Annotated in this window: 8 protein-coding genes; all 8 read left to right on the forward strand. The window is 46.2% G+C overall.

All coding sequences use genetic code 11. The features are described 5' to 3' along the window. Positions 1-300, forward strand: a 300-nt coding sequence (locus tag B2X00_RS00210) for a putative nucleotidyltransferase substrate binding domain-containing protein (RefSeq protein WP_290485627.1), incomplete at its 5' end; no start/stop codon positions are given. Next, positions 300-953, forward strand: a complete 654-nt coding sequence (locus tag B2X00_RS00215) for a 3'-5' exonuclease (RefSeq protein WP_290485628.1) — start codon at positions 300-302, stop codon at positions 951-953. The genes B2X00_RS00210 and B2X00_RS00215, both read left to right, overlap by 1 nt. A gap of 128 nt (positions 954-1,081) precedes the next feature. Next, positions 1,082-4,072 (forward strand): TonB-dependent receptor, encoded by a 2,991-nt coding sequence (locus B2X00_RS00220; RefSeq protein WP_290485629.1) that lies wholly within the window; start codon positions 1,082-1,084, stop codon positions 4,070-4,072. Between the two features lie 243 nt (positions 4,073-4,315). Continuing rightward, positions 4,316-7,216, forward strand: a complete 2,901-nt coding sequence (locus B2X00_RS00225) for a TonB-dependent receptor plug domain-containing protein (protein ID WP_290485630.1) — start codon at positions 4,316-4,318, stop codon at positions 7,214-7,216. A gap of 287 nt (positions 7,217-7,503) precedes the next feature. Beyond that, complete coding sequence (locus tag B2X00_RS00230) at positions 7,504-10,158, forward strand: TonB-dependent receptor domain-containing protein (RefSeq protein ID WP_290485631.1); 2,655 nt, start codon at positions 7,504-7,506, stop codon at positions 10,156-10,158. 107 nt (positions 10,159-10,265) lie between these two features. After that, positions 10,266-11,195, forward strand: coding sequence for an SAM-dependent methyltransferase (locus B2X00_RS00235; protein WP_290485632.1), 930 nt, complete (start codon positions 10,266-10,268; stop codon positions 11,193-11,195). Positions 11,196-11,357: 162 nt separating this feature from the next. Continuing rightward, the gene (locus tag B2X00_RS00240) at positions 11,358-14,348 is read left to right on the forward strand and encodes a TonB-dependent receptor plug domain-containing protein (protein WP_290485633.1); all 2,991 of its coding nucleotides are present in this window, start codon (positions 11,358-11,360) and stop codon (positions 14,346-14,348) included. Positions 14,349-14,424: 76 nt separating this feature from the next. Beyond that, positions 14,425-16,389, forward strand: a complete 1,965-nt coding sequence (locus B2X00_RS00245; RefSeq protein ID WP_290485634.1) for a S9 family peptidase — start codon at positions 14,425-14,427, stop codon at positions 16,387-16,389. Positions 16,390-16,513 lie beyond the last annotated feature (124 nt).

A 16,513-nucleotide genomic window follows, 5' to 3' on the forward strand; every position in this document is an offset into this window, starting at 1 on the left:
CGGCTCTATTCGCTCCATCAAGGTTTGACTGAGCCTGCTACTGCACAACGGATTGAGCGATTGCAGGACAGCCGTCTTATTAGCGAACGTGACCGCCAGTCGTTACTCGAAGCTTGGCAGTTTTTAACGCAACTGAGGCTCGACCACCAGCTGCGCGTTTGGCATACCGATGAGCCTAAAAATGCCATTGACCCCGATAGTTTAAGCACACTGTCGCGGCGGCAACTCAAGACCGCGTTTAAAATTATAAAGCAAGCGCAACAGGGCGTAGGGCTTAAGTTTAGTCGGCAGGGGTATTGATGGGTAACCTGATGAGTATAAACAAGCTCCGTCAATCATGGACAAAGCACAGGCAGTTGCAGAAGCCCTGGCAGGATCATACCTATATAGCAATTGATATCGAGACCACGGGTCTTGATCCTATTAATGACCAAATCTTGTCAATCGCTTGGGTTCCAATAAAGCCGCCGATGATCTTAATTGGTGAAGCACAGTACCATGAATTTTGCGTAGACCCCGATGTCGATTTACAACAAAGTCCCACGATTCATGGATTAACAAAGGCTCAGCTAAGTAGCGGGGGTGATGTTAAAAAAGTCTTAAAAGACTTGGAAGAAAAACTTTACGGGTGTGTTATGGTGTGCCATCACAGAAGCCTTGACTGGTCTTACCTTCGTGACAACAGGTTAACAGAAAATTTACATTTTAAGCCTTTGGGCGTTTTTGACACGCTGAGTTTCGAAAAAAACAAAATGTCTTTTGACAATGAACTTCAATTGCACAACTCGTCGTTGACCTTAGGGGCCTGTCGGTCAAGGTATGGGCTACCAATGTATACAAGTCACCATGCGATGGATGATGCGATTGGGTGTGCTGAATTGTTTTTATCGCAAGCCATGAAAATCAAGCCTCACAACGAAAAATTACGCTTCCTACTGAAACAGGCCAAGTAATTAACATCAAAGCCAATTTATTTAAACATATTGTTTACATATGTTGCTTGTCTTGCTATGTTCGATTGACGTCAACAAGGCTTTTTCCTTGCGACGATAAAAAAATAATTCCAGGGAGTTATCAAATTATGAAATCTCAGTTTTTTAAACGCACATTGACCGCTGCAGCTGTTGCAGCGTCATTGACTGCTATCGCTCCGGCAATGGCACAGCAGCAGTCAAGTATTTTGGGTGAAGTGCAAGCTCAGAATGTTCAAGGTTTGACTGTAACGGCTACAAATCCAGAAACTGGATTCTCGCGCGAAATTGAAGTCCAAGATGGGAAATTCCGTTTTCCGGCAATGCCTACGGGTACTTACGAGCTGAAAGTTAGCCGCGGCTCAGAAGTCGTTGCTACTCAGACGGTTCGTGTATCGCTTGGTACTAACGCGACCCCAACAATTAATGTTGGCGACTCAGTAGAAACGATTCAGGTTTCTGGCGCACGCATTTCAAATGTCGATGTGACTACAACCAACTCTGGTTTAGTTGTTGGCGAAATGGAGTTTGACAAACTGCCCGTAGCTCGTAACTTGACGTCTGTTGCTTTGTTAGCACCGGGTACAGTTCAGGGTGACTCTGGCTTCGGTAATACTGCATCATTTGGTGGTGCATCGGTTGCGGAAAACTCATGCTACATAAACGGCTTAGAAGTAACTGATACTCGCCGTGGATTGGGTTGTGGCTCGGTGCCTTTCGAATTCTATAAAGAGTTCCAAGTTAAAACAGGTGGTATGTCGCCTAAATACGGTCGTTCTACTGGTGGTGTAATTAACGCTGTCACTAAGAGCGGTACCAATATGTGGGAGTTTGCAGCGGTTTCTTACTTTGAACCGTCTGGCCTACAAGAAGAAGGTGAGGTTTCGCGTGGTCAAGGTGGTACAGGTAATGTATTCCGTGACAACAGCGTTTCAGAGTCTGACGAATACAGCGTATCGCTGAGTGCTTCAGGCCCTATCATTGAAGACACCCTGTTCATCTATGCGTTAGTAAACCCAGGTTCGACTGAAAGCAAATACGCTGCAGCGACAGGTGGCGAGTTCGCTGCTGATACACGTTACAACGTTGATGATTCAAGTGGTGGCGATAACCTATTCTGGGGCGCTAAGATTGACTGGGATATCAACGCGAATCACCGCTTGAGCTATTTCGGTTATTCAAACGAGCGTACTGTAGAGCGTGAAACGTTCCAATATAATCCTAACACTGGCGTTATTGGTAACAATATCGGCACTACTATTCTTGAGAATGGCGGTACGGCTCATAGCTTAAGTTACACGGGTTATTGGACTGACGACCTGACTGTATCTGCTATGGCGGGTGAGTTAGAGACTCAATATGGTTCAGAACCATCAAACACCGAATGTTCTACAGTTATCGATACGCGTGATGTTGCAAACCCAGCGGTTTCATGTGGTCCTGGCGGCTCTATCGGTGAGAACTTCGATAAAAACACTCAGTATCGTTTAGACATCGAATATTATTGGGGTGACCACACAATCCGCGGTGGTTACGATTATCAAGAGCGTGATTCAACCAATGTTACTCGTCCTATCGGCGGTCATAGCTGGGAATACGCAACACTTGAGAATGGTGGCTCAGTCCAAGGCGACAACGGTGTATTGTTCACAAACAACTCCGGTGCTCCTATTGACTATGTATCCGACCGCATCTTCGAGGGTGGTGGTAAGTTCGGTTCAGAACTCTCTGCGTTCTACATCGAAGACGAATGGCGTGTTACTGAAAACGTGATGTTGAACATCGGTTTCCGTAAAGATAAGTTCGAAGGTTCAGGTACTACTGATCAAATCTTGTATTCATTCGATACTGACTGGGCGCCGCGTCTAGGTGCAAGTTGGGATGTATTTGGCACTGGTGAAACCAAGTTATACGCGACTTGGGGTGAGTACTACCTGCCAGTACCTAACAACACTATCTACCGTGCTGCGTCGGGTGTAAGCGATACAACTACGTATTATTACTTTGATGGTATCGACCCGAACTCTGGCGTTCCTCAAGGACTGGATCCTGTTAATGGTTCAGCTGCAAACAGTCAAACCACTAGCTCTGTTTCTGTAGTACCGACTAAACCGGTATTCCAATCACAAGAGGCTGACCCGTTTGCACGTCAGGAACTTATCGTAGGTTTCGAGCAGTCAATTAATGACGACCTCGCATTCTCATTACGCGGTACTTATCGTGACGTGACCAGCGCACTTGATGATTACTGTGGTATCTATGCATACCCGTACTGTGTGTTGATTAATCCAGGTGAAGATTCTTCTTGGTTCAAAGATGGTTACTATTGGGATGGCGAACAGCTAGACGAAAGCAAGTTACCGTTGTTTGATGGTCAGCCTGATGAGGGTTCGTTGACTACGCATCCAAACGATACAACTATCCAAATGCCTGATGCGAATAACGAGTACTTAGCATGGCAAACTGAGTTGAAGTATAATACAGAAGATTTCCGTATGAACTTCATCTACACTTGGTCGCGTAGTACTGGTAACTTTGAAGGTGCCGTTAAGTCTGATATCGACCAAGCGGATCCAGGTATTACTCAGGACTTTGACTTCCCAGCATTGATGGATGGTGCGCAAGGTTATCAAGCAAACGACCGTCGCCATGTATTCAAATTGTTCGGAAGTTATGACATCGATGAAAACTGGACTGTTGGCTTTAACAGTACGTTGTCAAGTGGTCGTCCATTGTCAGCGTTTGGTCAAGGCTATCCGAACAAGGATCCAAACATCTACGGTAGCTACGGTGACACGTTCTACATCGCTGATTGTGATGATGTAACTGGCGAATGTACTTATAATCGCATACCGCGTGGTACTGTAGGTCGTACGCCTTGGACCTTCAATGTTGATGCATCTATCGCATACAACTTCACTGCTGGTGGCGTTGATATGAAAGCATCACTTGACGTATTCAACGTGTTGAATACTCAAGAAGCTACTTCATTAAACGAGCACTATGAAGTAACTGAAGGTAATCGCAACCAATGGTATGGCGCTGCATACTCATGGCAGACTCCTCGTTATGTTCGTTTAGGTTTCGAAGCTCGCTTCTAATCTAAATTTACATGACACACAAAATCCGCGACTGGGAAACCAGTCGCGGATTTTTTTTCCTTTCTCCCCGGTAAAACCAAGCTTGTTAGTTGAAAAGAACTACTCGTTGTCAAAGATTATGCAATAATCTTAATTACAAAAAAGTCACAAAGTGTTTACAGAAAAATAACTTCTTGCTAAATTCAAATTGCCTCAAACATATTTTGAGGTAAAAAACAATAAAGTTCCGGGGAGTTTCAACTCATGAAAAGCACAACTTTTCGTAAAAGTTTGTTGGCTGCAACCATTGCAGGTGTATTTAGCATGCCTGCGTTGGCGCAGGACCAGCAAGATCCTGCTTCTGATGATCAACAAGCAGAAGAAGTAGCCGAGCGCATTCAGGTAACAGGTTCTCGTATTCCACAATCAGCAAACGTTGTGAGTTCGAGCCCAATTTCTCAGGTTACCTCCGAGGAATTCGAATTCTCGGGTAACGTGCGTACCGAAGACTTGGTGAACGACTTACCACAAGTATTTCCAGGTCAAACATCAACTGATTCAAACGGTGCTACGGGTACCGCAACTATTTCATTGCGTGGCTTAGGCTCTAACCGCACCCTCGTTCTAATGAATGGACGTCGTTTGGTAATGGGTTCTCCATTACAAGGCGCTATCGCACCTGACTTAAACCAAATTCCAGGCGCGTTGGTTGAAAACGTAGAACTGTTAACCGGTGGTGCATCGGCCACATACGGTTCTGACGCAGTGGCAGGTGTTGTTAACTTCATCATGAAAGATGATTTTGAAGGCGTGAAGTTAGACTATCAACACAGCTTCTATCAGTATAATAACCCGAATGATAACGATGTTGCGCAATCAGCCCGTGATGCGAACTTTGATTTAGCACCGGGTTCTGGCCGCGATGGTCATATGAACGACTTCTCAATTATTTGGGGTGTTAACGCAGATGACGGCAAGGGCAACATCACCGGTTATGCGACTTACCGCGACATTAAAGCCGTAACTCAGGACAACCGTGATTACAGTATCTGTTCGCTCGCCGGTGGTCCGGGTGCGTACTCGTGCGGTGGTTCAGGTACTATCCCTGATGGTCGATTAACGGACTTCGTCGATTACGACTACTACATCGATCAAGGTACTTTCCAAGAGTATGATGGCCGCTTGTATAACTTTGGTCCACGTAACTATTTCCAACGTCCAGATGAACGTGTCACTTTAGGTGCATTCGGTCACTATGAAATCAACAAAAACATGGAGTTTTTTGGTGAAGTTGGTTTTGTTAAAGACCGCAGCGTATCTCAGATTGCAGAATCAGGTGCGTTCTTCCCGCAGGTTGACTTAAGCTGTGACAACCCATTCTTGTCTGAACAACAAGCGGGTGTTATCTGTGGTCCTGGTGGTCCTGCAGGCGCATCGGGCGATCCGAATGTGTGGGAAGGCGTTTATATCGGTAAACGTAACGTCGAAGGTGGTCCACGTCAGAACGATATCCAACACTTGTCTTATCGCGGTGTGTTTGGTATCCGCGGTTACCTAAATGACACTTGGAGTTACGACGTATCCGCTAACTTCGGTAACGTAACGCTAAGTTCAACCTACCTAAACGACTTAAGTATCAATAACATTGGTCGTGCATTGAATGTCACCACTGATCCTGATACCGGTGAGGCTGTTTGTACCGCAGCACTGAGTGGCGTTGATCCAAACTGTGTGCCTTGGAATATCTTTGCACCGAACATCAGCCAAGAAGCACTCGATTACCTCACGCTGCCTCTGTACGCGAATGGTGAAACTAACTTACGCGAGTATACTGCGTATGCGATTGGTAACCTAGGCGACTACGGTGTGCGCAGTCCATGGGCTGTGGGCGGTGTCGAGCTACTTATTGGTGCAACCACACGTAGCGAAGAGCTCATTTTCCAACCGGATAGTGGCTTTACTTCAGGTGATGGTGCCGGTCAAGGTGGCCCTACCATCGGTGTTTCAGGTAGCTTGAGTGTTGATGAGATCTTCTCAGAAGCGAAAATCTACTTAGTAGAAGGCGCAGACTGGGCGGATACGCTAACCATGGACTTGGGTTATCGTTATTCTGAGTACTCTACTGCTAAAGAGACCGATACATACAAAGTAGCATTGGGTTGGGATATCAATGAAACGTGGAAAGTACGTGGTAGTTTCCAACGTTCAGCGCGTCATGCAAATATCCGTGAGTTGTATAGTGCACAATCAATTGGCTTGTATGACATGGATTCTGATCCGTGTGCGGGTGCGAACCCAGAGGCCACATTGGAACAGTGTCAGCGTTCTGGTGTCACTTCTGCACAATACGGCAGTATTCCGCAAAGCCCGGCTAACCAGTACAATGCTATCTTTGGTGGTAACCCAGACCTAGAGCCTGAAACGTCAGATACTATTTCTGCCGGTTTCGTTTATCGCACCATGGACGGCGACTTCGATGTGTCAGTTGACTACTTCGATATCAAGGTTGAAGATGCGATTGGTATTGTTGCTGCAGAAACTACGCTGGACCTTTGCTTAGACACTGGCGACGCACAGTTCTGTGACCTCATTAATCGTGGTCCGGATACAGGTTCTTTGTGGTTGGCTCAAGATAATATCGTAGCGACTAACGTGAACATTGGTTTTGAACAACGTTCTGGTTTCGATGTTAACTCAAGCTACACTCTGCGCTTTGATAACGACTTAGGTAAATTGAAGTTTAACTTGGTAGGTACTTACTTCACCAAGTTCGATACTCAGCCTGTCGTTGGTCTTCGTGTGTATGAATGTGCGGGCTACTGGGGTGGCGTCTGTGGCGCTCCAAACCCAGAATGGCAACACAACTTACGTACCACCTGGGAAAACAACGATGGTTTAGCGATTTCTGCTAACTGGCGTTATCTCGGTGAGACTGCGCAGTTGGATGGCGGCGCTCAAGATATCGAATCTGAAAGCTACCTTGATTTGACTGCTCGTTATCGTTGGGGCGACAACACGACTATCAGTGTTGGTGTGAACAACGTACTTGAGAATGATCCTCCGTACCTAACAGGTGCGCCAGGCAGCAACGGTAACACATATCCAGGTTACTTTGATGCATTGGGTCGTTACGTGTTTGCGAGCATCTCTTATCAATTCATGTAAGTTAAAATTAAACGTTCACTTAACAATAAAAGGCAGCCTTCGGGCTGCCTTTTTACATTGTTTAAACATCTGTTAATACAATATTAAACATTTGACCAACAAGTAAACATTTAGACCAAAAATTAGTCAAACAGATCATTATTTTTGGTCATTTAGTTGAATTTCCCCCCTGCTAGCGTTAAAAGTCATGCACGGTGTTTCTAAGACCTCAACTTAGCGACGCCCTCTAATTCAAGTCGCGAACTTGGTTCATGACAGAATAAGAACATACACCAGGGAGTAAAAACATGACTAACAGTACCTTCCGCAAGAGCCTTACCGCTCTAGCTGTGGCGGGCAGTTTAGCTGCACCAGCATTAGCCGTAGCTCAGGATAACTCGGATGTTGAAGCAAAAAACAACATTGAAAAGATTCAAGTAACGGGTTCACGCATTAAGCGTTCAGACCTAGAGAGCGCTTCTCCTGTAGAAGTTATTTCGGCCGAGCAATTGACTGACCAAGGTCGTCTGTCGGTATCAGAAGCATTGCGTAACTTAACCTCTAATTCTTTCGGTTCTTTTGTACCTAGCTCAGGTAGCACTGCGCAGTCTCAATCAACCGTGAACCTACTCGGTGTTGGCGCTAGCCGTACATTGGTATTATTAGACGGCAAACGTGTTGCAGGTTCACCATCGCTTGGCGGTTCTTCTGCAAACTTGAGCACCATCCCGATGGCTGCTGTTGAGCGTATCGAAGTTTTGAAAGACGGTGCTTCTGCGGTCTATGGTTCTGACGCTGTTGCAGGTGTTGTAAACATCATCTTAAAAGACGATTTTGAAGGTGTTGCAGTTAACACTCAAGTCGGTCGTCCAGAAGCTGAAGGCGGCGATAACGAGAGCTTCAGCATTACTGCGGGTACTTCTTCAGACCGCGGTAACCTGACCATGGTATTTGAGCACCAGACACGTGATGCGATTTATGATCGCGATCGTCCTTACACTGCGCCGCAAATGAACGACGAGAATGGCGACGGTTTGATCTCTATCTATGACGAAACCATCGGTATTTCTTACTACGGTGCAACGCTTGTAAACCCTCAGGGCAACTACGAAGCGTCACCGCTATGTGGTGACTTGGCAAACAACGTTGAAGGCTTCGTTGGTGTACTTGACCAAGGTACTTCGTTCGGCGGTGTTGGCGGTGGTACTGTCTGTGGTTATGCATTCGCTGGCGTATCAACTAACATGGCATCAACTGACCGTAATTCATTGATGGTAAATGGTAATTATCAAATTACTGATGATATCGAAATGTACATGCGCGGTTTGTTCGCTAAGAACAGTTCATTTGGCCGTTATGCACCCGCTGCTGCGCCTTGGGAAAACATCCCAGCATCTGCATCGCACAACCCATATGACGAAGAGCTTGAAGTAGGTTACTTCCGTTGGTACCCAGTGGGTAACCGTGATGGTTACGTTGATGACTACCAGCAGGACTATGTTGTCGGCTTCCGTGGTTTCGCACTTGATAACATCGACTGGGAAGTTTACTACCAGCGCGCTGAAATGGACTACAAAACAGTTGGCCGTGATTACTTAAGCAACTCAGCGCTTAACTGGTTAGCCGCTGAAGGTGAAGACCCGTTCTCAGAAGAAAATTCTGACAAAATCGGCATCACTACCTTGACTGAAGGTAAGACAATTTTCGATCACTACTATGCAGGCTTCGGCTTCAATGCAGGTGAATTACCTGGTGGTATGGTTTCTCACTACGTAGGTTGGGAAATGTATGACCAAGTATTCGAAAACAGCTATGACGCACAGTCTGAAGCGGGCTTAGTTGGCGGCGGCGCAGGTAACTCTGCTTCTGAAGACCGTAACGTTCAAGCGTACTTCTACGAAGTCGCTATGCCGTTCACTTATGATCTGACTGTAAGTGCTGCTTTCCGTTATGATGATTACAGTGACTTCGGTACTGCAACAACAAGCAGTTTGAAAGCCGAATATCGTCCAATCGACGACTTGTTGATTCGTGCATCATACAGCGAAGGCTTCCGTGCACCTTCACTTGAAGAGCTTTCTGCACAAGACCAGTACTCAGCAACTTATGCATACGACTACGTTGCATGCCAGACTGCCGGCGTTGAGTTGACTGAATGTCCTGAAATCCAAATTGATAACCAGATTCAAAGCAACCGTGACCTCGGTCCAGAAGAGTCTGAGTACATCAACGCGGGTATCGTTTATTCAGGTCTTGATAACTGGGACTTCCGTTTAGATTACTTCGATCTGCAAGTTGAAAACGTGATTTCTTCAGTGACTGTTCAAGACTTGATCAACATCGAGCTTGGCGGCAACTTAGACTCGTTCTTAGCGGCTAACCCTGCGTTCGACTTACAACGTCGTGCAAATGGTTCAATCGACGGTGACGTTTACACGCGTACTGAAAACGGTGCTATCTTAGCGCGTAAAGGTTTCGACTTTGAAATCGCCGCTGAATACCCACTTGGTGCGGGCTTGTTCAACGCGACCTTCGGTACTACGTACATGATGGAAGTTGAAGAAGACGTTTACTTTGGCGGTCCTAGCCAAGACATGGCGGGTTCTTCAGGTGCACCTGAGCTACGTTCACAGTTGATGTTGCAATACGCTATCAACGACTTCAACGTCACTTGGACGTCTGACTACATCGACTCAACGGGCGAAACAGACGTACTCGACACCTCATGTGGCGATGCTAACTGCTTTAACTACAACTTCGTTGGCGAGCTTGAGTCTACGACTTACCACAACGTTACTTTCTCGTACAACTTAGGTCAGTACGGTAAAGCAACATTGGGCGTTCGTAACTTGTTCGACGAAGAGCCAGTGCTTAACAGCAGCGGCGAATACACCAACCCTGAACTCTATGTTCGTGGTCACATCGGTCGTGAATTCGTAGCCGGATATCAAATCAAGTTCTAAACGAACTGATTGTTTTAAAAAAGGCTCCTTCGGGAGTCTTTTTTTATGCGTGATTATCGGGGTATGATAGGGACGTTTGTTTAAAACCATAACCACAAGAGCAGTATATGAACAAGAACACACAACAACAGCCCAACGCGTGGGATAGTTATTGGCGCTCGGGTGCAGAAGCAAGTTATTTAAACAAGAACACCTCACTGCAACGTTATCAAATGCGCAAGTTTTGGCGTGAACGTATGGAAGAATTTGAACCTAAGTCACCGATCGTGGATGTGGCTTGTGGCAACGGCGTCGTGCTCAACTGGCTTAACGAATATAAACAAGAAAAGAAAAAATCAAAATGGACCTTTATTGGCGTCGATAGTGCGGCACTCAAACCGCTTGATCCAGAGTTGGATATTCGCGAGCGTACCCCATATGAGACCTTTAAACTCGCTGGTAACAAGAAGATTGGTACTGTGGTTTCTCATTTTGGGCTCGAATACGGTCCCTTAAGTGAAGGCTTAAAACATTTACATGGCCAATTGAAAAAAGACGGCGCATTGGTTGCCTTAGTCCACTCACCGGAATCTTCATTGGTGCGCAACAATAAGGCTATTTACGAAGTGATGCCAACCCTCATTCGTCACCTCGAAAAGCACGTCTATACCTTGTACACCGCTATTTTAGAAGCGCGTGGTAAGCCACTGGGCAAACAAGCTGCGTTATCTCAACGTAAGCTTGACCAGCTGGCACACACTTATCGTAAAAACCCTGCGTTTGGGCGCAGCAATTTCGTGCCGGCTGTACGTCATATTTTACAAGCAGCCTCAAAAGGAAAGAAGCTCGAGGCTAGGCAGGTATACAATGACTATCTCAATAATCTTAAGTTTCACCATCAGCAGCTCAGTACTATGGTTGATGCTGTAACACAGGTAAAATCACCTGATCACCTTATGAAACTGGCGGAAGAAGCGGGCTATAAGCGTGTTGTGGTGCAGGATGTTGAATTTCCTGAAACCGGGTTAGTCGGTTATTGCTTACAAGCGATCAAATAACGATCTTTTTGTTTTTTAAGTGTTATAAAAAGGTTGCCTTACTTTTAAAAATATGTTCTTCTTCTCTCTGAGCGCAGCCTTATAGAGGGCTGCGTTGAATAACGACTCTATAAATAATGTTATTTTGTCGTAATAATAATAAATTATTCGGGGAGACTGAACATGAACGAACAGTCATTATTGGCTCGTTCTATCAGAACGATTCTAATGGCGGGTGTGAGCTCTGCATTTATCGCAGCACCTGCATTAGCACAAGACTCACAGCAAGACGTTGACGTTAATGGCGTTCAACAGACTCAACAAGAAGAGTCATCTGCTGAAGAGCAAGTAGAGCGTATTCAAGTAACGGGTTCTCGTATCCGTACTGATAGCTTTGCTAACGAAACACCAATCGACATCATTTCTGCTGAACAAGCAACTGAGCAAGGTCTTAACACCTTGGGCGAATTGTTGCGTACCAGTACCGTTGCTGCCGGTTCTAGCCAGATCACTTCTGCTTTGACCGTTGGTTACGTGACTTCAGGTGGTGCAGGTGCTGAAACAATCTCAATGCGTGGTTTGGGTGCAAACCGTACGTTGGTATTGTTAAACGGCCGTCGCGCTGGACCTGCAGGTACACGTGGTCAAGTATCATCTTTTGATATGAACGCATTACCGATCTCTGCGATCGAACGTGTTGAAGTACTTAAAGATGGTGCGTCTTCACTTTACGGTTCTGACGCGGTTGCGGGTGTTATCAACATCATCACCAAAAAAGGTGACGAGAGCTCGTTAACTGTTGACTTGAGCCAGCCTTTCGAATCAGGCGGTGAGCGTCAGCGTATCAACGCTTCAATCGGTGAAACCTTTGATAAGGGTTCAATCCGTTTCGTAGTTGACTATAACGTACAGCGTGAATTGAAGCGTGGCGACCGTGACTTCTTCGATTGTTCTGAGCGTTTATTGTACAACGAAGATGGTAGCCGTGCCGATCCGATCGATCCACGTACTGGCGACTATCACTGTAACGACGCAGGCTATGGCTTATGGTTGTACCCAGCAGGCGCAAGCAACGTATTCTCTGGCGGTAAAGCGTTCTTTGACTACGACGGCTTCTTGGCTGCAAATGGCTATGACAGCATTAACCAAACAGCTCAAGGTCCAGGCGACTTAATGGGTCCTGACGGTTTCTATCAAGGTAACTACAGCAAAGAAACAGTAGGCCTTTGGAACTTGCGTCACCCATTCCTTGATAATGAATCAATGGTTCCTGAAACCAAAACGGCTTCAGTATTTATTCAAGGTGATTACAGCCTGACTGACACTATCAATGCTTACGGCGAGTTGTTGCACAGTTCACGTAACACCGAAACCCAAGCATATCGTCAGTTCTGGACTGCTGATATTCCTGTACAGTTCGCAGACGCGTATGATGGCTGGTCAGGTAACGCAGGTATCATGCCTGTAGCATTGACTGATCACTATGGTAGCGATACTACTGTTGACTACACTCGTTTCGTAGGTGGTTTAGAAGGTAGCATCGGTTTCTGGGATTGGGATATCTCGTATCAGAACAGCTATAACAAAGGTACTTACGGAAACAAGGTTATCTTCCGTGACTCTATGTTGATGGCTCAAGGTCACGTAGCAAACGGCACTAGCTGTAATGGCGAAGTGACTGCTATCTCAGGCAAAACCTGTGTAGACGTTCCATGGACCGATCCACAGTTCTTGTATGGCAACCCTTCTGATGAAGTACGTAACTTCTTGTTCGGCTATGAAGAAGGCGAGACTATCTATAAGCAACAAACACTTGAAGCTTATATCACAGGTGATTTGTTCACTTTACCAGCGGGCGCTGTAGGTGCGGCATTCGGTGCATCATATCAACGTGATGAAATCGATGACCAACCGGGCGTACACAGCTCAAGCGGCAACTCTTGGGGTCTTTCAAGTGCAAGCCGTACCGCAGGTTCACAAAACTCACGCGCTGTATTTGGTGAGGTTCGTGTACCTGTCGTTGCAGACACCGCATATGCTAACCGCATTGACTTAACTGGTTCTGCACGTTGGACTGACGTTTCAACTTACGGCAGCGATACCACGTTTAAACTTGGTTTGAACTGGGAAATCAACGATGACTGGCGTATCCGTGCATCACGTGGTACTTCGTTCCGTTCACCTGCATTGTTCGAGCTATACTTAGCTGGTCAGACAGGTTTCGGTGGCCAGATGTCTGTTGACCCTTGTTATGACTACGGCAACCGTTACGAGCAAGGTACTGTAACTGAAACTGTTTACCAAAACTGTTTAGCTTCAGGCGTTCCTGAAACTTATGACGGTTCTAACAGCAGCAGTGCTACTTTGGTAACTTCTGGTGGTGCAGGCAACTTGTCAGCTGAAACTTCAGTTGCAGAAAGCGCTGGTATCGTTTGGACAAGCTCTGACGACGTATTCGCAGTGTCTGTTGATTACTACAACGTTGACATCAGCAACCAAATCACTTCACTGGGCGGTTCAGAAATCACTGGTACTTGTTACCGTTCACAAGACTTCCCGAACGATCCATTGTGTGACTTGTTCACACGTCGTGACGGTACTGACGGTGACTGGGGTATCGATGTTGTTAACGGCGGTTACGTGAACGTTGCTAGCCAAGGTACACGTGGCGTTGACTTCAACTTCACTTACCAAGATGACTTCGAGTTTGGTACTTTACGTTTCGATATCGAGCACACTGCTCAAATCGACCAAACTTACCAGTTGTTCTCAGACAGCGAAGTCAACCAGTACATCGGCGAAATCGGTTATCCGAAGCACGTTGGTTTGATTACTGCGACTTGGGCGCGTGATGACTGGAGCTTAACGTGGACTACTCGTTACGTTGATAAAGTTAACGACTACGAGTACTACGGCGACACTAACGAAACCACTTACTGGGGCGACCCTGTGACTTTCGTAGCTGACGTACCTCGTGTGTTCTATCACACATTGTCAGGTAACATGACCTTCGCAGACAACTTTGATGTGACTGTCGGTGTTGCTAACTTGTTTGATAAAGAGCCACCTAATGTATCTCCTGCATACGTACGTGCAGTAGGTAATGCGGTTCTTTACTCACAGTATGACAACCTAGGTCGTCGCGTATTTGCGAACGTAACTTATAACTTCTAATCATTCTTTAGCAATGATGAAGTAAAGGTAGAGCCTCCGCTTGCGGGGGCTCTTTTATTATTTCTAGGGTGAACTTATGAAAAAGCTCATTTCTTTTGTTGTCGCTGCGGCTGTGGCTTTGCCGGTTTCAGTGATGGCACAAGTAAAAGAGGACGTGCTTACCAAGTACGCAAAGCCTTCGCAGTTTTTGGATATCAAAATTTCACCAGAGGGCAATTATCTAGCCGCTACCTCACGTACGGATGAAGGTAAGGTTCGTCTGACAGTGCTTGATATCAACGATAAAAAAGTACTGTCGATGACAGAGGGACAAGGTAACGAGTCTGTCGCTAGCTTTAATTGGGCCAATGATGATCGTCTTGTTATGTCGATGGCACGAGAAGTTGGCTCGCTCGATGCGCCTATTCCAACGGGCGAAATCTTTGCGATGGATGCCGACGGTGGTAACCAGAAGATATTGACTGGACCGCGTTCTGATGATGGTGACTATCGTTTTGCTCAGATTATCGACTTTTTACCTGATGAGCCTAATCAGGTGATGATTTATAGTGTTCGTATGATGTCTAACGAACCCTACATCGACCTGTACCGAATGAAGCTTGATTCGGGACGTAAGCGCGCTGAAGGCCGTATTCCGCTGCGCCGATATAAAAGTACGAATGTCAGTGTCCTACTCGATGATGAGGGTGTATCACGTATTGCTGTAGGTACCGACCCGGATAATCGTAACCAGTTGGTTATGATGACTCGTGACGGTGCAAACGAGGAGTGGGAAGTCGCTAACAAGTACTTCGAAGAGGAAGGCCACTTCACTCCGATGGAGATCATGCCCGATGGACATACGGTGATCGGTACGTCGACTCGCTCAAGCGATACCTCCGCGATTGTGAGCTATGACCTGAACACGCATGAAAGCACAGTCATTGCTGAGCATCCTAAAACCGATATCGCGCCGATTTTCAGTTTGAAAAACGGACGTAATAACGAGTTAATTGGTGGTGCTTACGAGTACGATGCCATTGATGCGGTATTCTTCCAAGGCGTAAAAGATAAGCAGTTCGCTAATATTACGCAGAGCATTATTCGAGCATTTCCAAACCGTTCAGTCGGAATTCGTTCGGCAACGCTCGATAACTCTAAAATGGTGATTACCGTTTCGTCTGCTAATCATCCAGCTGAATTTTATCTATATGACGCAGAAAAAGGTTCGCTGTCGATAATCACTCAGGCGCGTCCTTGGTTAGACAAACAGGCCATGCCGGAAACGCAGATTATCACCTATCAGGCGCGTGATGGCTTGAAAATTCACGGCTTGCTGACATTGCCACCGGGTAAAGAGGCGAAAGACTTGCCGTTGATTCTTTTACCTCATGGCGGACCTCACGGTATTCGTGATTCACTGACGAACCTAGATACTGACGCGAAAGTATTGGCTGAGCATGGTTATGCAGTATTACAGCCAAATTTCCGAGGTTCAGGTGGTTACGGCAATGAATTTCTCACTAAAGGTTATAAAAAGTGGGGAACAACGATGATCGATGATATGACCGACGGTGTCGATTATCTTATCGAGAAAGGTATCGCAGATCCGGAGCGGATGTGTGTTTATGGCGCCTCGTATGGTGGCTATGCTGCGCTGATGAGCGTTATCCGTGAACCCAAAAAGTACAAATGTACCATTGGGTTTGTCGGTGTATATGACCTCAACTTGATGTTCCAAGAGGGCGATATCTCTGAAGCTAAAGCGGGTGTTAACTACTTGAGTAAAGTGTTGCCAACCGATAAAGCAGAGCGTGAATCTCAGTCACCTGTGCATCAAGTTGACAAACTCGAAGTGCCGGTGTTCATTATCCAAGGTGGACGCGATGTGCGTGTGCCGAAAGAACATGCGTTCCGTTTGCGTGACGCGCTTGAGAAGCGCAACCATACCTACGAATGGCTGCTTAAGCCAGGCGAGGGCCATGGTTTCTATAAGCCAGAAAATAACATCGAACGTTGGAACAAAATGCTCGTATTCCTTGATAAATATATCAACGAATAATCCGCTTTTCTCGTTCCATACAACAGCCAGCATTTGCTGGCTGTTTTTTCTTACAGACAAGACGGCATCGGCTTCTCGGCAGACTCACTGATATTGCTATATTGAGTTGGTTTAATCCCTGTTG

Origin of the sequence: Idiomarina sp. UBA3162, from assembly GCF_002364475.1 — a bacterium.
Taxonomy (GTDB): domain Bacteria; phylum Pseudomonadota; class Gammaproteobacteria; order Enterobacterales; family Alteromonadaceae; genus Idiomarina.